The following is an 18179-nucleotide window of genomic DNA, read 5'->3' as shown; positions in this document are numbered from 1 at the left end:
TACGGGGGGTGCACCGCGGCCGCGGTGGCGGGGTTCAGCGGGGGAGGTGCTTCAACGCGAAGTCGATCTCCATGCCGACCTGCTTGATCCGCTCCTCGACGACGAGCGAGCCGTGCCCGGCGTCGTAGCGGTACACCTCGTGCACCGCCCCGCGCGCCGCCAGCCGGTCGACGTAGTTCTCGATCTGCCGGATCGGGCATCGCGGGTCGTTCACGCCTGCCGCGATGTGCACCGGCGCCCGCACCGCGTCCACGTACGTCAGCGGGGAGGACGCCGCGAAGCGCTCCGGGACCTCCTCCGGCGTGCCGCCGAAGAGCGTCCGGTCCAGGGACTTCAGCGCCTCCATCTCGTCGTGGTACGCGGTCACGTAGTCCGCGACCGGCACGGCGGCCAGGCCCACCGTCCACTGCTCGGGCTGGGTGCCCAGCCCGAGCAGTGTCAGGTAGCCGCCCCACGAGCCGCCCGACAGCACCAGCCGCGCCGGGTCGGCGAGTCCGCTGCCCACCGCCCAGGCGCGTACCGCGGCGACGTCCTCCAGCTCGATCAGGCCGACCCGGTGCTTGAGCGCGTCCGTCCAGGCCCGCCCGTACCCGGTCGAGCCGCGGTAGTTCACCCGGACCACCGCGAACCCGTGGTCCAGCCAGGCAGCCGGGCCCGCCGCGAAGGCGTCCGTGTCGTGCCAGGTCGGGCCGCCGTGCAGCTCGAACACCGTCGGGAACGGGCCCTCGCCGCGGCCGGCGGGCCGCTGCACCAGCGCGTGGATCCGGCCGCCGGGGCCCTCCACCCAGGCGTCCTCCACCGGGACCGAGCCGGGCGGCCGGAAGCCCGGCGGCTCCAGGACGACCCCGCCCGCCGTCGACCGCACCGCCGGGGGCTCGGCCGCCGACGACCACTGGTACTCGACCGTTCCGTCCGGCCGGGCCGTCGCCCCCGAGACCGTCCCCGGCGGAGTGTCCACCCGGGTCAGCTCCCGCGCCGCCAGGTCGTAGCGCCACAGCTCGCTGCGGGCCTCGAAGCCGTGCTCGACGAGCAGCGCCGAGCCGTCCGGGTACCACTCGGCGGCCACGTCGCCCGGCAGGTCGAGCGCCAGGTCCGTCTCGGCGCCCGTGGCCACGTCCCACACCATCGGCTCCCAGCGGCCGCGCCGCTGGTGCCCGACCAGCAGCCGGGTGTCTCCCGGGACCGGTGCGAAGCCCAGGACCTCCAGGCCCAGTTCCTCGGTGCCGCCCCGGGAGTCGTCGAGTTCCGCGACGGTCACGCCGTCGAGGGTGACGACGCGCAGGGACGAGTGCATGGCGTCGCCGTGCTCGGTGTGCTCGATCGCGACGAGCGTCCCGTCCCGCGACAGGTCGCCCACCCCGGCCGACTCCCGGTGCCGGTAGATCTCCACCGGTCCGCCGCCCGGCCGCACCACGTGGACCGTCGAGCCGTCCTCGTCGGTGCACCGGCCGACGACCGCCGTGCCGTCCCGGCCGAGCGCCAGGCCGGCCGGGTACGCCGGCTCCAGGCCCGGGACGGCCGGCTCGTCGGGGCCGCCCGCGAACGGCTGGCGCACCCAGACGCCGAACTCGTCGCCGTCGGTGTCGCGGAACCACCAGATCCACTCGCCGTCCGGGGAGAGCGTGCCGTCGGTCGTGCCGTGCGGGCGGTCCGTCGCCTGCCGCTGCGCACCGGTGGCCCGGTCCCACGCATACAGCTCGTAGGTGCCCGTCGCGTTCGACACGAACAGCGAGCGGTCGGGGGCGTCCGGCGCCCACTCGGGCAGTCCGACGCGCGGCGCCCGGAAGCGCTTCTCCCAGTCGGGCATGGACGGGGCCGGCGGGGCCGTGTTGTCAGTCATGCCCCTATGTAAGCCGATCGGCCTCGCGCACCGATGGGCCGCGGTCGGCCGGGGCCCCCGCGGGGATGCCGCGGGCCGCGAACCGGAGGACAGTGGAGGGCGTACGTACGCCTCCGGCGAGACCCGGGCGACCGAGGAGGAGGACGGCCATGGCCAAGAAGGAGCGCGCCGGCGCGGCGCAGGCCGCGGAGCGCCAGCGGGAGCGGGCGAAGAACACCGCGGCGGAAGCCCGCGCGAAGTCCGCCGCCCGCGACGCCCAGTACCTCTCGGCGAAGACACGCGGCATGCAGCAGAAAGCCCAGGCCAAACGCGGCTGAAGACTGAACCGGCCCCCGTCGGCCGGGCGGCGGCCTAGGGTGTGCCCATGCGGATGACCGTGCGCGGCGCCCGGCTGCCGGAGGCAGGCGGCACCGGGGTGCGCCCCGGGCTGTACGACGTCCACGTCGGGGACGACGGGCGGATCGCCCGCATCCGGCCCCACGAGGCACACGGGGCACGCGGCGCCCACGGCTCCCCGCCGCCCGCCGCCGTCCGCATCGATGCGGACGGCGGGCTGCTCAGCGCCCCCTTCGTCGAGCCGCACATCCACCTCGACACCGCCCTGACCGCCGGCGACCCCCGGCCCAACACCTCCGGCACCCTCTGGGAGGGCATCGCCTGCTGGAGCGCCCGCAAACGCACCCTGACCAGGGACGACGTCCTCGCCCGCGCCACCGAGGTGCTCCGCTGGCAGGCGGCGCAGGGCGTCCTGCACGTACGGACGCACTGCGACGTCACCGACCCGGCGCTGACCGCCCTGGAGGCGCTGCTGGAGCTCCGCGACCGCGTCCGCGACTTCATGACCCTCCAGATCACCGCCTTCCCCCAGGAGGGCATCGTCTCCTTCCCCGGCGGCGAGGCACTGCTCCGCGAGGCCGTCGCCCGCGGCGCGGACGTCGTCGGCGCCATCCCGCACTACGAGGACACCCGCGAGGACGGCGTCGCCTCCCTCGGCATCGCCTTCGCCCTCGCCGAGGAACACGGCCTGCGCGTCGACGCGCACTGCGACGAGATCGACGACGAGCACTCGCGGTTCGTGGAGGTGCTCGCCGCGCACGCCCTGCGCACCGGGCTCCGCGACCGGGCGACCGCCTCGCACACCACCGCCATGGGCTCGTACGGCGGCGCGTACAGCCTCAAACTCCAGCGGCTCCTGGCCCGTTCCGGCATCAACCTGGTCGCCAACCCCTTCGCCAACCTCAACCTCCAGGGCCGCTTCGACGCCTATCCCAAGCGGCGCGGCCTCACCCAGGTCAAGGAGATGCTGGCCGCCGGGGTGAACGTCGCCTTCGGCCACGACGACGTGATGGACCCCTGGAACGCGCTCGGCACCGGCAACCCCCTCCAGACCGCCCTCGTCGGCCTGTACGCCGCCCAGCTGACCGGCGCCGCCGAGATCCCGGAGGCGTTCGCGATGGTCACCACCCGGGCCGCCCGCGTCCTCGGCCTGACGGACGCCGAGTACGGCATCGCGGAGGGCGGCCCCGGCTCCTTCGTCCTGCTGCCCGCCCCCACCCCGCAGGAGGCGCTCCGCCGCCAGGTCCGCCCCCGCCTCGTCGCCGCGCACGGCCGGGTCGTCGCCGAGACCCCTCCGGCGCCGGCGCTGCTGTCCTGGCCGCCCGGCGCCCCTCCCGAGGAGGTGGACTTCGGCCGCGGCCAGAGTGAACCGCCGTGAGGCCGCGGCGACGTGACACCGCATCGGCCTGCGCGTCGCCGGGCCGACAGCCGCACCCTTCCCTCTTCGCCTCGGGCGGAGCCGGACGAGCCGCCTCCGACCCCCTGAAAGGGCCGCAGCGGCGGGGCTGACCCGTGCCGGCCCGCGGCGCCGGTAGCCTCTCGCGCATGTCGTGGGACGAGGACGGAACACCGCACCCGCTCGCACAGCGCCGCTCCGGCCGCAGCGAACAGGAACCGGACCGGCTGCCGGAGGTCCGCGAGCTGGAGGCGCTCGGCTGGGAGCCCGCCCCCGAGGAAGCGGCCTGGGTGTTCCTCCCGTACGTGTGGCCGCCAGCCGACCGCACCTGGATCCCCGACCGGTCCACCCACTGGGCCGTCGACACCGTCCTCGACGGGCACGGCCGCATCACCGACGTCCGCGCCGAACCGCTGGCCGGCCCGGACCTCCGCGGCCTCGACCGCGAGACCGACGAGGCCGTCGCCGCACTCGGCCTGCCGCCCCGGCCTCCCGGACGGCTGTGGCTGCTGCGGCCCGTGGGGGGCTTCACCAGCGTCGCGGCCGTCCTGGACCACCTGCGCGGGCTGGCCGCCGGACGCGGGGTCGATCCCGCGGCGACGGCCGCGTTCATGGACCTGGTCCGCACCGGACTGGCGGACCTGGCCGCGGACCACCACACCCAGCGCCCCTGATCACGCGCACAGCACCGGCACGTACTGCACGAGGTTGTTCCCGAAGCCCCCGCGGTTCCACGGCTGCTCCAGCGGCTGGACGTGCCCGGCGGCGTCCGCTGCCCGCGCCGCGAGCACGTACCGCCCCGGAGCCGCCTCCCACTCGGAGTGCCAGCCCTGCCAGGCGAAGCGCTCCCCACCCGGCGCCGCCAGGTCCGCGTCCGCCCAGGTCAGCCCGCCGTCGGTGCTGACCTCGACCCGGGTGACCGGCCCGAAGCCCGACCAGGCGCGGCCCTCAAGGTGCACCGGGCCCGGCCGCACGAGACGGGTGCGCGACATGAAGTCGGGGAAGCCGGGCGGTACGAGCAGGGCGCGCGGGGCGATCCGCGTGACGGGCTCGCCCGGCTCGTCCGGCGTGCGCCGGTACCGGTAGGCGACCGCCTGCTGGAAGCCGGTGAACGGCCGCGCGACCAGGGTGACCGCCCGCAGCCACTTCACGTGCGCCATCCCGTACCAGCCGGGGACGACCAGCCGCAGCGGGTGCCCGTGCTGCGGAGGCAGCGGCCCGCCGTTCATGGCGTACGCGAGCAGCACGCCCGGGTCGTCGCCGGCGGCGGCGCCGAGCGGCAGGCTGCGCTGGTAGTCCTGCTCGACACCGCGCTCGATGCCGTGGTCGGCGCCGGTGAAGACGGCCTCGACGGCGCCCGGGCGGACACCGGCGGCGTCGAGCACGGTGCGCAGCGGGACGCCCGTCCAGTCGGCCGTGCCCACCGCCTCGACGAGCCACGGCTGGCTGACCGGCCGCGGCTCCAGCCGGGCCCGGCCGTTGCCCGCGCACTCCATGGTGACGCGGCGGGTGACGGAGGGGAGGGCGCGCAGCTCCGCCATATCCAGCCGCAGCGGCGTGCGGACCAGGCCGTCCACGGTGAGCCGCCACGCACCGGCGTCCGCGGCGGGGATGTCGTAGTGGACGAGTACGTAGTGCAGGCCGGGCGGGGTGACCTCGTAGCGCAGCGCCTCCAGCGGCATCCCGTGGTTGCGGGCGGCCAGGGCCAGTTCGTCCGCGCCGATCCCCTCGCCCGGTCCGGCGATCCGGGGCGGCCCGCTCACGTCGGCGGGCGACGGCGTGTCCATGCCCCCATCGTCTCCCCCGCCCCGGCCGGGCGCCCGCGGGAGCCGGGGCCGTACGCTGCCGGCATGCGCGTACGCCTGCACCAGATCGTCGTGGACTGCCGGGAGCCGGGGGAGCTCGTGCGCTTCTGGGCGCAGCTCTTCGGGGTCGAGCCCGTAGAGCGGGCCCGCGGATGGTTTCACGTGAAACTGCCCGGGGTCGCCCAGCTCGCCTTCCAGCCGGTCCCGGAGGGCAGGTCGGCGAAGAACCGGCTGCACCTGGACCTGGCGGTAGATGACCTCCCGGCGGCGGTGGCCCGCGCCGTCGCCCTGGGGGCCGCCCCGGCCGGCGGGACGGTCACCGACGACCAGGGTTCCTTCCAGGCGATGCGCGACCCGGAGGGCAACGAGTTCTGCTTTGTGACGGGCTGACGCGCGGGCCCTACAGCACCTCCCCCGGGATGTCCTCGTAGGCGCGGCGCAGCCGGTCCACGACAGGATGGGAAGAGGCCAACGCCGCCCCGTCGACGAGGCTCACGGCCCGGACCCCGACGGCCGCGTTCGTGGCGAACGCGGCCTCCATGCCCGCGACGCCGCCGAGCCGCACGGTCGCCGAACCGTACGGGTGGACCTGCTTGAGCAGCCGCATCGTCACCCCGTCGAGGCACTCGCCGTCCGGCCACACCACCCGGCTGCCGTCGAAGAAGCCGATGTTCCAGGTGGCGCCCTCGGTGACGGCCTGCCCGCGGTCCGTGAACAGCGCGTCGTCGAAGCCGGCCGCCTGCGCCTGCCGCCGCTGGTACAGCCCGCCGAACAGGCCGACGCCCTTCACCCGGGGCAGGTCCCGCGCGTACGCGACCGACCGCACCCGCAGCGGGGGCGGCGCGGACCCGCCGGCGGGCCGGGAGGTCACGAGGACGTGCGGGTCGCCGGCGGCCACGGGCCGGCCGAGGTCGAGCCCCGGATCGAAGACGGTGACCCGCACCGTGACCGCCCCGGAGGCGGGCACGGCCCGCCGCGCCAACTCCCTTACGCGCCCGGTGTCGAGGGCCGCCCCGAACAGCACCCGGCAGTCCTCCCGAAGCCGCTCCAGGTGCAGCCCGAGCCCCCGCACCCGCCTGTCCTCGACCCGCATGGTCGTGAAGTGCCCGTAATTGACGAGCGCGAGCGCCTGCATCTCCCGCACCCGAACGGGCTGCCCATTCAGTTCAGCCATGGACCCACCCTGCCAGGGCGTCTGCTGCCCTTTCTCACCGGCTGTCGCACCCGATGCCGTCCCCGTCCCGGTCGAGCCGGTGCGGATCGGCGTCCCCGACCCACACGGGCCCGTCCAGGTCGGAACAGTCGACGTCCGGTACGCCTGCCGGCGGCCCCGGCGGCAGCCCGGCCGGGGCGGCGGGCACCTCGGGGGCCTCGGGCGTCTCGGGCGCCGGGGAGGCGGGCGGCGATGGCTTCGGGGAGGCGGGGCAGCCGGACCACAGCCCCGCCCCGGCCCGCCGCGCGGCGTCCGAGGCCGCGGCGATCCGGGCGTGGCGGGCCCGGTTCGGCAGGTGCAGCTCGCCCACGGCATGCCCGCTGCGGGCCAGGGCCTCGTCCACAAAGACGCCCCGGGCATTCCAGGTCGGTGACCTGGATACGGCGTTCCATCCGCGAGACCGTCGCCGCCGAGCACCCCAGGTGCTCGCCGAGTTCGGCGAGTGTCCGTCCGCGGTGCTCACGGCCCAACCGTACGAGTCCGCCCGGTTGTCGCCGGGCGACTAGTTCCTGACCTTCGCGCTGTTCCAGAGCGGGTCACCGGGCACTGGTCCCTCCCCCTGCTGCACGACCGGGGGTCATCACGGTACGGGCGCGGGACGGCGCCCGTCGAGACCGCTTGCACAACGTGCAAACGCCTTGCAAGGAAAGCCAGTTGATCACCGGACGGATGCCGGACGCGGCCGCCGACTGCGGCCCCTGCCACCCGGGCAACGACTCGCACTGACCCCCACGTGACGCCCTCGGCGGTCCGGGCCCACGGCTCGGGCCGCCGAGGCACGCCCGGGTGACTTTCGCCCGAACCGGCAGCAGCCCCCGCGCGGTGCCGCCAGGATGACGCGGGTGACGACCACGACCACAGACCTATGGCACCACTACGGCCGGGCCCGCGCCGCGCAGGACCACGCCGTCCCCGACTCCTTCCGCTGGACCTGGGACCAGCAGGACGGGCCGGGCCCGGAAGTCCTCGGCGACCTCACCGGCAAGACCGTGGCCGACCTCGGCGCCGGCGCCGCCCGCCACGCCGCGCACCTGGCCGTGCACCACGCCCCGAACCGGATCGACGCGGTGGACGCGTCCCCGGCCCAGCACGGCATGGCCACCTCCCTGTACGCCGACCTTGCCCCGCGCCTGCATCTCGTCCACGCGGACGTCGTCGCCCACCTTCGCGCCAACCCGGCCGCCTACGACGTGCTTTACAGCCACTTCGGGGCGGTGGACTTCACCGACCCACGCGAGCTGCTCCCGGCCGCCGCTGACGCACTCCGCCCCGGTGGACACCTGGTCTTCTCCACCCTCGCCCAGTACCTGTCCGGCAAGCCCGCGCAGCCGGACGTCACGGCCGCCGAGGTGCCGGCGAAGACCCCGGGGGGCGAGAGCACCACCATGCACCGGTGGGTGCTGCAGGAGCATGTGTGGACCAAGGTCCTGGACCAGGCCGGGTTCACCGACATCCGCGTCGAGGAGCTGCCCGCGGGCGACGGCCCCCGGCCTGCCGCCACCCTCCTCGTCACGGCCGAACGCCCCGCCACGTGAGACCCGGCCGGGGAATGCCGCTGCCCCGGGCCCAGTCTCCCGGACTCCGGGACAGCGGTGCGTTCGCGCTGAGGGTTAGCTGGGGTTCAGCCGCTCCAGGAGCCTCTGCACTCGCGCGTCCAGTACCTTCTCCGCCTCCGGGTTGATCGTGAGCAGGGCCACCTGGGCAGTCACGATGACGTCGCACAGCTCCTTCTCGACGTCCTCCCAGGTGTGGCTGTTGCCCTTGCGCGGGTTGGCGCCGAGGGCCCCTGTGATGGCCTCCGCTGCCTCCCCGAACTCCTCACCGATCTTGAGCACGCGCAGCAGGCGCACGTCGCCGGCCGCGGCCTGGTCCTCCTCGTCCAGCCAGCCGCGCAGCCTCCGCACGCCGTCCCACGTCTGGTCCATGTGGCTCGTCTCCTCGCATGTGTTGCAGCAGTGCGCCGCCGAGCGGTGACACCCCGTTTCAAGATCACACCCAGATGACACCCAGATACAACGCAGTCAGGGCCGGTCTCCCCGAAGGAAACCGGCCCTGACCTGCACTTACGAAGTCGGGGTGGCGGGATTTGAACCCACGACCTCTTCGTCCCGAATTAGGACGTCTACGAAAGCGCCGCCGGGCCGCGCGGCGCTGACCTGCGCCGCTCCGCCCCGAACGCCCTGGTCAGAGGGGGTGCCGTCGCGGTGTTTCAGCGCGCGGCGACTTCTGCCGTACTTCTGACGCACTCCCCACCAACTCCTTAATCCCGACCCCTGACATCCAGCTGACATCCAGAAACGCCAGAAGTACGCGACAAGTCTTAGCAGGTCATCGGCGGGCCGTCACGAGGAGCGTCCCGATGTGCCCCTCCTGCGGAGCGTCGAGGACCCGGGCGTCGACGTCACGGAAACCCGCCTGCTCCAGGAACCCCGTCCACCGCCGCGGCGTGTAGCTGTACCGGTAGGTGAACATCGCCCTGCCGGCAAACCCGCCCTTGTACATCCCCTGCGGCCCGTACGCCCCCGGGATCGCCGGAGGGTGCGAGAACGCGAACACCCCGCCCGGCCGGACCCGCTCCGCGACGAGCGGGAACAGCTTCGCCGGGTCCGTGAACCACACCGCCCCGAAGATCGAATACACCGCGTCATAGGTCGCCTCGTCGGCCGCGAGGGTCTCCAGCACCTCCCCACAGACGAAGTCGGCCCCCGTGCCGGCCCACCGCTCCGTCACCTTCTTCACCATGACCGGAGAGAGGTCGACCCCGGTCGCCCGGACACCCCGCCCCGCGAGCAGGGCGAGCGCCCGCCCCGTCCCGCAACCCAGCTCCAGGACCGACCCCGGGTCGCCCAGGACCTCCGGCCCCGGCCCGTGCCCGGCGTACTGCGTCCAGCAGAACGTCGGCTCCATGTCGTCCTGGAACGCGCTGCCGGCATAGGTGTCCCAGAGCTCGGTCTCGGCTGCGATGTCGTGTTGTGCGGGCACGGCGCCTCTCTCGGTGATCGAAGGGGAAGGCCCCCGCCCTCCCACGGGGGAGAGCAGGGGCCAGCGTAGGACGCGGTCAGTGGCTGTCGGGAACCTTGCTGTCGCAAGGCGAGCAGTTCGCGCCATCGATCGCCCACAGCTCGGCGTCGACGTCCCAGCCCTCCGCCGCGAGGAAGTCCGCGGTACGCAGGCACAGGCCGTCGCTCCTGCGCTGGATGAACGGCGCGTGGTGCTTGTACGCGCCGCCGTTGTAGACCTTGCAGAGCGCGAAGTACACGGGGGTGTCGAGGATCAGCTGATGGACGCCGATGTCGACGAGCTTCCCCACGCCCAGGTGGACGCCCGGGTTCTCCATGGCGCACAGCGAGTACGCCACGGCCTGGCCGAGAATCCTCTCGGCCATGTTCCGGACCATCGTGTTGTCGCGGAGCAGCAGGGCGATCTCCCGCTCCCACAGAGTGCCGCCGTCCATCACGTTCACCGTGAGGTGCTCGATGTGCGGCGCCACGGCGTTGAGGAGCTGCTCCGGGTCGCGGGTACGGGCGAGGGTGGTCGGCTGAACTGCGATGGTCATCCTGTCCTCCGTCGATCGCTGAATGGTGCAGTGGAGCCCGCCCCGGACGCCCGATCAAGTCGCGCGCCGGGGGCGGGAGTCTCAGTCAGGCCGACCGATCGGCCTGCATGTGGTGCGTCTCGACGAGCTGCTCCAGGCGCCGGATGCACGGCTCGCACGCGGCGAACGGCCCGGCCCCGTGCTCCTGCGTCTGCACCGGCCCCAGCCATATGACCGGGACGTCGTCCGCCTCGCATCGCCAGCACCGGCCGGCATCCCACACCGCGCCGCTCACTGGCCGGAGATCCCTACCAGCAGGGCCGCCATCAGGGCGACCAGCACGACGACGTACAACACCTGTTCCGCCGCGGGGCTCACGCCGCACCTCCGAGGACGGCCCACACCCTCTTGCCCCACTTCAGCGGGTCCGCCCCCCAGCGCCCGCCGCTCAGCGCATCCACCAGCCACAGACCGCGCCCCGACTCCTCGTCGGGCCCGGCATCGCGAGGACACGGCAGGACCTTCGACCGGTCGACGACCGCCACCCGCACCGCGCGCGGCCCGATCCTCTCCACCCGCACGAGCAGGGAGTCCGAACGGGCATGAGCGGCAGCGTTCGCCACCAGCTCGGTCGTCACGAGACACGCGGCATCCTCGAACTCCTCCAGGCCCCAGCGGCCCAGCGCGGCGGTCACGAGCGACCGGGCACGGCGCGCGGACTCCGGCACCCTCGGCAGCGTCGCCGTGTAGTAGGGCTCGACCTCAGCTGACGGGTACACGGTCATGCCGGCTCCGTTCCTCACCGGCCTGGCGGCATCAGCGCCGTCGACCGCGCCTGAGACTGCAAGGCGCACAGTTCTACCCTGCTCCCCGACCCCGGCCGCGTCACTCACCCCCCTCCCCCCTCTCCGCGCGGAGCCGGTCGCGCCCGAGCTGGGCGAGGACGGCGACCCGGTCGAAGGGGCACAGCAGGCCCGGCCCGTCCAGCGGGACGACCCACCACGGGCCCCCCTCGACCCGCTCACGGACCTCCGGGGCGGGCACCCGCAGCAGCGCGCGGGCCGGAGGCAGGACTAACCCCGGAGGGATGTGCAGGCGCCGGACGCTCACCGGGAGCAGCGCCGTGTACGCGCCGTCAGTTCCGAAGCCCGCCGGGTCGAAGAACAGCGGGCCGTTCTCCAGGACCTCCGCGAGGGGACCGGCGCACTCCTCCGGCGACGACAGCCCGACCGCCGCATGAACCACCCGGGCCGGCACGACCACCGGAGCGAACAGGGCACCCGGCCGGAGCCAGGCAGCGCCCTTCTCCGCCCAGTCAACGCGGGCCTGCTTCCGATCGGGTGCAGCGGCGAGGAGCCAGTGCCCCCCGGCCAGCGCCCGCTCTCTGCTCGTCGTCACCGAGGTGACGACGGCCCTACTGACGTCGGTCATCCATGCCCCCAAGCGGCATCAATGCGGATCGATGTGACCCACGCCATGCAACCCGCCGTTACCGTGGAATGGACAGCACCGGTCAACGCTCATTCGCATTACCGGTATTAACGCCCTGCTTGGGAGGGTGAACGCTCCGTGACTCAGCCACGTGCGCGCAACGAAAGACTCCGACTCGCCGTTCAGGACGCGGGTCTGACGTACAGCCAGCTCGCCGCCGACGTCCGCCGCATCGCGGCGGAGGCGGGCGAGACCCTGCGGACAAACCAGTCCGCCGTCTCCCACTGGATCGCAGGCAGGCCACCCGCGCCCGCCACCGGCGCATACATTGCCGAAGCCCTGTCCCGCCGCCTTGGCCGGCACCTCACCCCCAGCACGTTCGGCTGGGAGGACCCCGGACATGGCGACGGGCCCGATGCCCGGCTTGGGGTGGGCATCGGACCCGATCCAGTGGACATCGTACGGCGAATCGGGGAGGCCGACATCAACCGCAGGAAGATACTGACCGGTGCCGCCTACAGCGTTGCCGCCGCTGCCTTGCCTCTCGGCCTCGCACAGGCAGCAGAAGCACAGCAGCGCGCAACCGGCGCCCGGGGGCGCATGATTGGCGAGGGCGACATCGCGGCCGTGCGCTCCATGCTCACCGCCTTCACCACCATCGACGAGCGCCAGGGCGGCCTTCACGGCCGGTCAGCCGTCGTCCAGTACCTCCGGACCGACGTCGCCGACCTCGCGCGGGCGCGCGTCGCGAACGAGTCCCTCCGGGCCGACGCGCTCACGGCCGCCGCCTCGTTCACCTTCCTCGCCGGATGGAAGGCGTACGACGCGGGCGAGCACGGCCTCGCCCAGCGCTACTACCTCCAGGCCCTCGGTCTGACCCGCGAGGCCGAGAACCCCCTCCATGAGGCGTGGGTCCTGCGGATCATGGCCCACAACGGCATGGACATCGCCCGCCCGGAGCACACCCTCGACCTCGCCGACGCGGCCCTGTCCCTCGCCACCGGCCGCGCCGGTCCCGGCCTGCTCTCCATGTTCGTAGTCTGCCGGGCGCGCGCCCTCGCCACGGCGGGACGAGGACCCGAAGCGGTCGCGGAGGTCCGCCGGGCCCAGGACCTCGCCATCCGCGGCGAGAACGACGAACTCCCGTACTGGCTGACCCTCTCCGGCGCGCCACGGGCCGCCGTCGCCTCGCACTCCGCGAAGGTCTTCCGCGCCCTCCGCGACCACCCCAACGCGGCCAAGCAGTACGCATCCGCCGGGCGCAGCTACGGCACCGCCAACGGCGGCGGCCTCTCCCGCGTCACCGCCCTCTCCATGAGCGCACTCGGCCGCGAGCAGGCCGCCCAGGGCCACCTGGAACAGGCGTGCACCACCTGGTCCCACGCCCTGGGCCACTTCGAGGGCGTGTACTCCGACCGCGCGGTGAAACAGGTGGTCTCCATCCGCCGGCAGCTCCACATCTTCAACCGCCGCGGCGTCGGCGCCGCCGCCGAGCTCGACGAGCGGGCCCGGTCCTGGCAGCTCGCCCACGCCTGACCCGGGCACGGCGAAGGCGCCCGCTCCTTTCCAGGGGAGCGGGCGCCTTCATGTCCGAGTAGCGCAGCAGCATCGGGTGGACAACGCCACGATACGACCGCCGTCTGACAGCGGGCCCTCGACGCGGCGGACCCGACCGCACAACGGGGGGGAGTGCGCGATCGGGTCCGGGGCCGCGGGGCGCGGTCCGCTCAGTGTGCCGCACCCGGCCCGTCTTCCGGGTGCACTTCGCCGAGATGCTCCCGAAACGCCCGCTCCAGCTCCGCCCGCTGCGTCTCGACCCGGACGCCCGCCCGCTCGCTGAGCGCAGCCGACACGTCGTCAGCCGTGAACCCTGCCGGCAGGATCAGCGGCTCGATGGGCGCGACGTCCGCGTTCACCTCGACCGCCCACCCGCAGCCCGGCCGCTGGCACTCGAACCGGGCGACGCCACCGAGACCCGACCCGAGCCCGTACGGGAACACCGGGTACGGGATCAGCGACGGCGGGGGCGGCGCGGCCTGGGCGGCCTTCTGCGCGGCGAGGATCTCCGCCCAGTCCTCCGCGACCGGCCGCGCCCGCAGCGCCGCCATAACGTCGTCCAGCTCGGTTCCCGCCACCCTGCACTCCTCACGCTCGACCGTCGAGACAGCATGGCAGGGCGAAGGGTGCCCCGCTCCCGGAGCCGTGGGAGCGGGACACCCTGCTCTCAGCCCCCCGCCGGAGGCCCGGCGTCCGGCTCGTCCGGGCACAGGCGCGCCAACCGGCGGTTCGCCTCGTCGACCGCCGCGCGCAGCGAACCGCCCTCATCCGGACATAGCTCCTGCTCGATCCGGGCGACCCGCTCCAGCACCCCCGGCCGCGCCGGAACCCCGGCCCTCTCCGGCTGCCCGTACCAGTCGTCAACGAACTGGTCGACCCGCTCCCACGTCCGGGCCGCCGCCCGCGCGAACCGGACCAGCACCGCGACCAGCCCCGACACCCCGGCCAGCGCCCCCGCCCACAGCAGAACCGTCTCAGCATCCGGCACAGCACTCACCTCCCGTCAGGCCACGATGTCGAACGCGCGCCGCCTCGCCAGCGCGGACAGCGACGCCACGGCCGGCACGCCGTCCGCCGCCTGCCCGGGACGACGTCCCCGATACCCGAGACGCTCCTGCCAACGTGAGTACGCCTCGACCGTCGCCGACCCGAAGTGCCCGTCCGCGTACGGCGACGCGAGAAGCCCCTCGTCGACGAGCGCGATCTCGACGACCAACGTGCCCGGGTACGACACCCGCCGGTCGGCCCGGCCCGGATCGGACAGCGCCGCCGCACGGAGCCGCGACAGGTCCACCACCGGCCGTACAGGCACCGGGAGGGGCGGAGGCGCCGGGACGTGCAGCCGACCCGCCACGCGGGCCCTCATCGCGTCCATCGTGAACCCGCGCGGGTCCGGCTTCCCCGGCTGCCACTCCAGATGACCGAGGACCGACCCGGCCCCCCAGCCATGCGCCCGGCACAGCGCCGCCGCCGCCCGCTCGACCGCCTCCAGCTGAACCGCGGGCCACGGGTCGACGCCGTCGCCGAGGTTCTCGCACTCGAACCCGTAGAAGGCCCGGTTCCCGTCCACGGTCGCCTCGTCGTCGACCGGGAACCGCGTCTCGGAGATCACCGCCCGCAGCACGTCCGGATCACCCAGGCCGGCATGGTTCGCCCGCCCGTGCCCCACCAGGTGCACGGACCCGTCCTTCGCGATCACCCCATGGCACAGCGGCCCCGGGAGACCCGTGTACCCGTCCCGGCAGATGCGGACGGTCTCCGCCGTCCCCCGCGTCACGGTGTGATGGATCATCACCCCGTGCACGCCGCCCCACGGGCCGACGTGGTTCCGGTTCCTCGTCCGCCAGGCCCCGACCTCGTGCACGACCAGGCCCTCGTCGAGGAGCGCCCGGAGCAGCCGGTCAGCCGACAGCGGCGCCGACATCAGACCCGCTCCGGCCAGTGCCACGTCCCCGCGGCGCACGTCCCGTCGGCGTTCTTCGAGTACGGCACCGCCTGATCGAAGAACACCCCGGTCGGGTTCAGCACGGCGAGGGACAGCACCGACACCGGGTCGCCGTCCGGGATCTCCGTGATGACCGCCGCCCGGCAGACGGCCCGGTACCGCTGCGTCCCGTCCTCCAGGACCGGCGACCCGTGGCTGACGTAGTGAACGATCCGGCCGACCGCAGGGGACGGCAGCGTCGAGGGCGCCGTGACCGGACCTTCCGCCGGGCCGGTCTCGGAGATTTCGGTGGGCTCAGTCATCAGGACCTCCATGGTCATCAGAGCTGTCCGGACACTGTCCGGACAAGGGAGCGGACATGTCCGGACCGACGTCCGGACGATCGGGGGGCGAAGCCGTGACCTGCACGGACACCGTCCGGACACTGTCCGGACAACCGGGCCGGACAGTGTCCGGAGGCGAGTCGTCGACGGCGTCCCGCAGGGTGGCCCGGACCGGACCGCGAGGCACCATACGCGACCGCGCGCCCGACAGATCGACGTCGAAGTACGCGCCGTCGAGCATCGCGACGCCCCGGGCCGAGACCGGCGCCCCCAGGTTCGTCGACAGCGCCCGCCCGATCGCCCGCTGCGTCGCCATAGCGGCACGCAACGGCTGCTGGACGGCGCGCTGTCCGGGTACTGCGGTCACAGCTCCTCCTACGGTGTCGGCGGTGCCGGGTCGTTGCCGAGAGGCACCAGGGACACGGCGACCTGCTCCCCGGCGTCCCCCCACTCCACATCCACATCGGTCAGCCGGTACGCGACCGTCACGTTCGAGCACATCCCCGTCGTGATCACGTTCAGCCGGGTGCCGGCCACGAGCTCCTCCATCAGCACCGGGGCGTCCGACGTCAGCCTCGACCCGTTCGGCACGCTGATCCCGATGGGCACCGGGAACCGGCCGACCTGCGACGCCTGCGCGAGCTGCAGCAGGTCGTACCCGTCCATGTCCTCCGCCTGCGAGAGGACCAAGCTGTCCAGCCGCCCGTACGCCGTGTTCGTGAAGCCCGACAGGCCGAACGCCGCGTCGGCGATGTCCTCCCGGACCTGGTTCGTCGCCCACGTGATCGCCGAACCGCTGGGCCCGTCCTTGATGACCTCGACGTCCCCGGCGATGTGATCCAGCGTCAGCGTCGCCAGCGGCCGGTCAGCCGCCGTCTGCGGGCGCCCCAGGACGATCCGCCGCCCCACCGTCGTGTACTGGAGACCACGCGGCACGAGCTCCTCGTCCAGGATCTTCAACACCGGCACCAGCCAGATCGCCGCGTCCGTGCTGCCGTCCTTCTCGAACCGCGTGAGGACCGGCGAGTCGTCCCGCACGATGAACGGGAGGATGTTGCACCAGTCCGGAGGCGTCGAGAACCCCGGGTCGCTGATGTTCAGGTCGATGATCGACTCCGCGATGCCCTGGACCGGCCCGGCCGGCATGACCGGGTCGCCCACGTTCACGTACCGGAGCACCTGCGTGTTGATCGTCCGCGCCAGCCACTCCGTCACGTCCCGCGCCTCGACCCGGAACGTCGACCGCGACTCGACCGTCCGCACCACCGGCCCCTGCCACACGAGCTCCTCGTCGCGGTAGATCGACAGCTCATGGATGTACGGCTCGATCTCCCCCAGCAGCCCACAGCAGTCCGGCGCCTCCCCCTTGGCGATCGTGATGAACGCCTCCGACGTGTCGTTCACCGTCCGGTTCCACGACACCCCCGTCAGCCCGTCGACCCCCGGCGACGTGAACGGCCTCGACCCGCCCCGCCAATGGATCACCGCCGAATACTGCTGCGGACACCCCAGCCTCCCGGACACGTCACATCACCCCGCGTCCGAACGGGTCACCATCAGCACCCGCGCCATGGTCCCGGCCCCGGTGGACGCCTGCGTCGTCAGGATCTCGATACACATGCCCTCCGGGCACTGGAAGACCGGCCACTGGAACGCGTCGCCCTGCGCCCCGTACAGCGGCGGGGACGTCGTCGACGTACCGACGAGCTCCGTCTCGCACTCCACCGTCGCCCGCTGCGTCCGCCCGTCGACCACGAGCTTCGACCCTGCCGGCAGGAACGGGATCTGTAGATCAGCGCACACCGAACACGGGTCGAGGAGCGCGTCCGCGCAGTCCGCGCCCGTCAGCGACGACCGGAACCGCACGACCAGCCGCCGCAGGTCCGTCGCCCCGACGTCGAGCTCCAGCACCGGCACCATGTCGAGCCGGTTCGGCACGTCCGTCGTCGGGATGGAGATCACCGTCCGCAGGAACGTCGCCGACCCGGTCGGATAGCACGGGTCGACCGGCACCGGCACCCGCACGATGCTCGGAGGCGACGGACAGTCCGGGTCCTCCAGGCAGTCAGCGGCGCCCTCGCACTCGTCATAGACCGTATCCGGGTCCGTCACCACCACCGTGCCGGCCGTCAGGTCGTACCAGGTCTCAGACGCCGCGATCGGGTTCCGGTAGATCCACGGCGTCCCCGCGATCAGGCTGTACGTGATCCGCGCCAGGATCCCGTCACTGAGGTACTCCAGCGACTCGACCGTGGGCCCCTCCAGCAGGCCGACGTTGTACAGGTACCGCATCGCGTCGCAGCCCTCGCACTCCGGGCAGCACGCGAACACCCCCAGCTCGGCCCCGTCGCACCCGTCTTCACAGCAGCCCGTCAGCGCCGCCGCCATCCACTCCAGCCCGTACGACAGCGCGCACTCGTCCCGCACGATCATCAGCACCGTGTACGTGATCACCCGGTGCGCCCGCCGCGCGATGCCCAGCGCCGACCCGTCCCCGACGAGGGGGATCGGCGTCCGGGAGATCGTCGACGAGTGGAAGCCCGTCACGTCCAGGCCCATGAACCCCAGCACGTCCGCCGATGCCGGCACCGCCGGGTCGTACCACGGCGCCTCGTCCGTCGCCGGGTCCGTGTACGGCTCGTACGGGTCCGCCTGGAGGTCACCATGGTCCAGCGCACACGGCAGCTCCGGGCACGCGTCACACTCGATCGGCAGACAGTAGAGCTGCGAATACGTCGCCGCACGAACCGAGTTGATGATCTCGGTACAGGCGAAGTCCGCATAGTCGAAGATCATCG

General features: G+C 73.4%; 22 protein-coding genes and 1 pseudogene. 6 read left to right on the top strand and 17 right to left on the bottom strand.

Translation table 11 applies throughout. The annotated features are described in order from the left end of the window. Positions 1 to 34: 34 nt before the first annotated feature. Positions 35 to 1840: a S9 family peptidase gene (locus tag MUK52_RS14665; RefSeq protein ID WP_284576904.1), complete on the bottom strand. Its 1806-nt coding sequence runs from the start codon at positions 1838 to 1840 to the stop codon at positions 35 to 37. Between the two features lie 149 nt (positions 1841 to 1989). On the opposite strand from MUK52_RS14665, the gene MUK52_RS14660 reads away from it, so the two are divergent. The 3 genes from MUK52_RS14660 to MUK52_RS14650 all read left to right on the top strand — a co-directional run bounded on the left by MUK52_RS14660 (position 1990) and on the right by MUK52_RS14650 (position 4246). Next, the gene (locus tag MUK52_RS14660; protein WP_162793098.1) at positions 1990 to 2157 is read left to right on the top strand and encodes a hypothetical protein; all 168 of its coding nucleotides are present in this window, start codon (positions 1990 to 1992) and stop codon (positions 2155 to 2157) included. Between the two features lie 47 nt (positions 2158 to 2204). Beyond that, complete coding sequence (codA, locus tag MUK52_RS14655) at positions 2205 to 3554, top strand: cytosine deaminase (RefSeq protein WP_284576902.1); 1350 nt, start codon at positions 2205 to 2207, stop codon at positions 3552 to 3554. Between the two features lie 167 nt (positions 3555 to 3721). Continuing rightward, positions 3722 to 4246 (top strand): DUF5956 family protein, encoded by a 525-nt coding sequence (locus MUK52_RS14650; RefSeq protein ID WP_216827049.1) that lies wholly within the window; start codon positions 3722 to 3724, stop codon positions 4244 to 4246. On the opposite strand, the gene MUK52_RS14645 is transcribed toward MUK52_RS14650, so the two are convergent. After that, complete coding sequence (locus MUK52_RS14645) at positions 4247 to 5359, bottom strand: sulfite oxidase (protein WP_284576897.1); 1113 nt, start codon at positions 5357 to 5359, stop codon at positions 4247 to 4249. 63 nt (positions 5360 to 5422) lie between these two features. Here MUK52_RS14645 and MUK52_RS14640 point away from each other — a divergent pair, with 63 nt between their 5' ends. Then, positions 5423 to 5767: a VOC family protein gene (locus MUK52_RS14640; RefSeq protein ID WP_114053495.1), complete on the top strand. Its 345-nt coding sequence runs from the start codon at positions 5423 to 5425 to the stop codon at positions 5765 to 5767. A 10-nt stretch (positions 5768 to 5777) separates the two neighbouring features. On the opposite strand, the gene MUK52_RS14635 is transcribed toward MUK52_RS14640, so the two are convergent. The 3 genes and pseudogenes from MUK52_RS14635 to MUK52_RS33165 all read right to left on the bottom strand — a co-directional run. Beyond that, complete coding sequence (locus tag MUK52_RS14635) at positions 5778 to 6551, bottom strand: aminotransferase class IV family protein (protein ID WP_114053496.1); 774 nt, start codon at positions 6549 to 6551, stop codon at positions 5778 to 5780. A 34-nt stretch (positions 6552 to 6585) separates the two neighbouring features. Continuing rightward, the gene (locus MUK52_RS14630; protein ID WP_284576894.1) at positions 6586 to 6933 is read right to left on the bottom strand and encodes an excalibur calcium-binding domain-containing protein; all 348 of its coding nucleotides are present in this window, start codon (positions 6931 to 6933) and stop codon (positions 6586 to 6588) included. A gap of 82 nt (positions 6934 to 7015) precedes the next feature. Further along, positions 7016 to 7060: pseudogene (locus tag MUK52_RS33165) on the bottom strand (hypothetical protein); the annotation flags it as partial. A gap of 363 nt (positions 7061 to 7423) precedes the next feature. Here MUK52_RS33165 and MUK52_RS14625 point away from each other — a divergent pair. Further along, complete coding sequence (locus MUK52_RS14625) at positions 7424 to 8125, top strand: class I SAM-dependent methyltransferase (RefSeq protein WP_502963570.1); 702 nt, start codon at positions 7424 to 7426, stop codon at positions 8123 to 8125. Positions 8126 to 8200: 75 nt separating this feature from the next. On the opposite strand, the gene MUK52_RS14620 is transcribed toward MUK52_RS14625, so the two are convergent. The 6 genes from MUK52_RS14620 to MUK52_RS14595 form a co-directional block, all read right to left on the bottom strand. After that, complete coding sequence (locus tag MUK52_RS14620; protein WP_284576889.1) at positions 8201 to 8515, bottom strand: MazG-like family protein; 315 nt, start codon at positions 8513 to 8515, stop codon at positions 8201 to 8203. A gap of 403 nt (positions 8516 to 8918) precedes the next feature. Continuing rightward, the gene (locus tag MUK52_RS14615) at positions 8919 to 9572 is read right to left on the bottom strand and encodes a class I SAM-dependent methyltransferase (protein WP_284576886.1); all 654 of its coding nucleotides are present in this window, start codon (positions 9570 to 9572) and stop codon (positions 8919 to 8921) included. A gap of 76 nt (positions 9573 to 9648) precedes the next feature. Then, a complete protein-coding gene (locus MUK52_RS14610) occupies positions 9649 to 10146 on the bottom strand; it encodes a hypothetical protein (RefSeq protein WP_284576884.1) in 498 nt (165 codons plus the stop codon). 85 nt (positions 10147 to 10231) lie between these two features. Continuing rightward, positions 10232 to 10420 carry a hypothetical protein gene (locus MUK52_RS14605; RefSeq protein ID WP_284576882.1) on the bottom strand — a complete coding sequence of 63 codons (189 nt, stop codon included), beginning with the start codon at positions 10418 to 10420 and terminating at the stop codon, positions 10232 to 10234. A 79-nt stretch (positions 10421 to 10499) separates the two neighbouring features. Further along, positions 10500 to 10910, bottom strand: coding sequence for an ATP-binding protein (locus MUK52_RS14600; RefSeq protein WP_284576880.1), 411 nt, complete (start codon positions 10908 to 10910; stop codon positions 10500 to 10502). 100 nt (positions 10911 to 11010) lie between these two features. Next, positions 11011 to 11556: a hypothetical protein gene (locus MUK52_RS14595; protein WP_284576878.1), complete on the bottom strand. Its 546-nt coding sequence runs from the start codon at positions 11554 to 11556 to the stop codon at positions 11011 to 11013. Between the two features lie 138 nt (positions 11557 to 11694). Between MUK52_RS14595 and MUK52_RS14590 the strand changes: the two genes are divergently transcribed. After that, entirely contained in the window at positions 11695 to 13092 is a 1398-nt protein-coding gene (locus MUK52_RS14590; RefSeq protein ID WP_502963569.1) for an NsdA family TPR-like regulatory protein, read from the top strand. A 191-nt stretch (positions 13093 to 13283) separates the two neighbouring features. Here MUK52_RS14590 and MUK52_RS14585 read toward each other — a convergent pair whose 3' ends face one another. From MUK52_RS14585 to MUK52_RS14560, 6 genes are all read right to left on the bottom strand, one after another. Beyond that, positions 13284 to 13691 carry a hypothetical protein gene (locus MUK52_RS14585; RefSeq protein ID WP_284576873.1) on the bottom strand — a complete coding sequence of 136 codons (408 nt, stop codon included), beginning with the start codon at positions 13689 to 13691 and terminating at the stop codon, positions 13284 to 13286. Between the two features lie 89 nt (positions 13692 to 13780). Beyond that, positions 13781 to 14101 carry a hypothetical protein gene (locus MUK52_RS14580; RefSeq protein WP_284576871.1) on the bottom strand — a complete coding sequence of 107 codons (321 nt, stop codon included), beginning with the start codon at positions 14099 to 14101 and terminating at the stop codon, positions 13781 to 13783. A 15-nt stretch (positions 14102 to 14116) separates the two neighbouring features. Next, a complete protein-coding gene (locus MUK52_RS14575; RefSeq protein WP_284576869.1) occupies positions 14117 to 15037 on the bottom strand; it encodes an N-acetylmuramoyl-L-alanine amidase in 921 nt (306 codons plus the stop codon). Further along, entirely contained in the window at positions 15037 to 15360 is a 324-nt protein-coding gene (locus MUK52_RS14570) for a hypothetical protein (RefSeq protein ID WP_284576867.1), read from the bottom strand. Before MUK52_RS14570 ends, MUK52_RS14575 begins: the two co-directional genes overlap by 1 nt. 396 nt (positions 15361 to 15756) lie before the next feature. Beyond that, positions 15757 to 16785: a hypothetical protein gene (locus MUK52_RS14565; RefSeq protein ID WP_284576865.1), complete on the bottom strand. Its 1029-nt coding sequence runs from the start codon at positions 16783 to 16785 to the stop codon at positions 15757 to 15759. Positions 16786 to 16911: 126 nt separating this feature from the next. Beyond that, positions 16912 to 18177, bottom strand: a complete 1266-nt coding sequence (locus MUK52_RS14560; RefSeq protein ID WP_284576862.1) for a hypothetical protein — start codon at positions 18175 to 18177, stop codon at positions 16912 to 16914. Positions 18178 to 18179 lie beyond the last annotated feature (2 nt).

Source organism: Streptomyces sp. 2P-4, assembly GCF_030167965.1.
Lineage (GTDB): Bacteria > Actinomycetota > Actinomycetes > Streptomycetales > Streptomycetaceae > Streptomyces > Streptomyces globosus_A.
The sequence above is the reverse complement of the archived record's forward strand: the minus strand, read 5'-3'. Positions and strand labels throughout refer to the sequence as shown.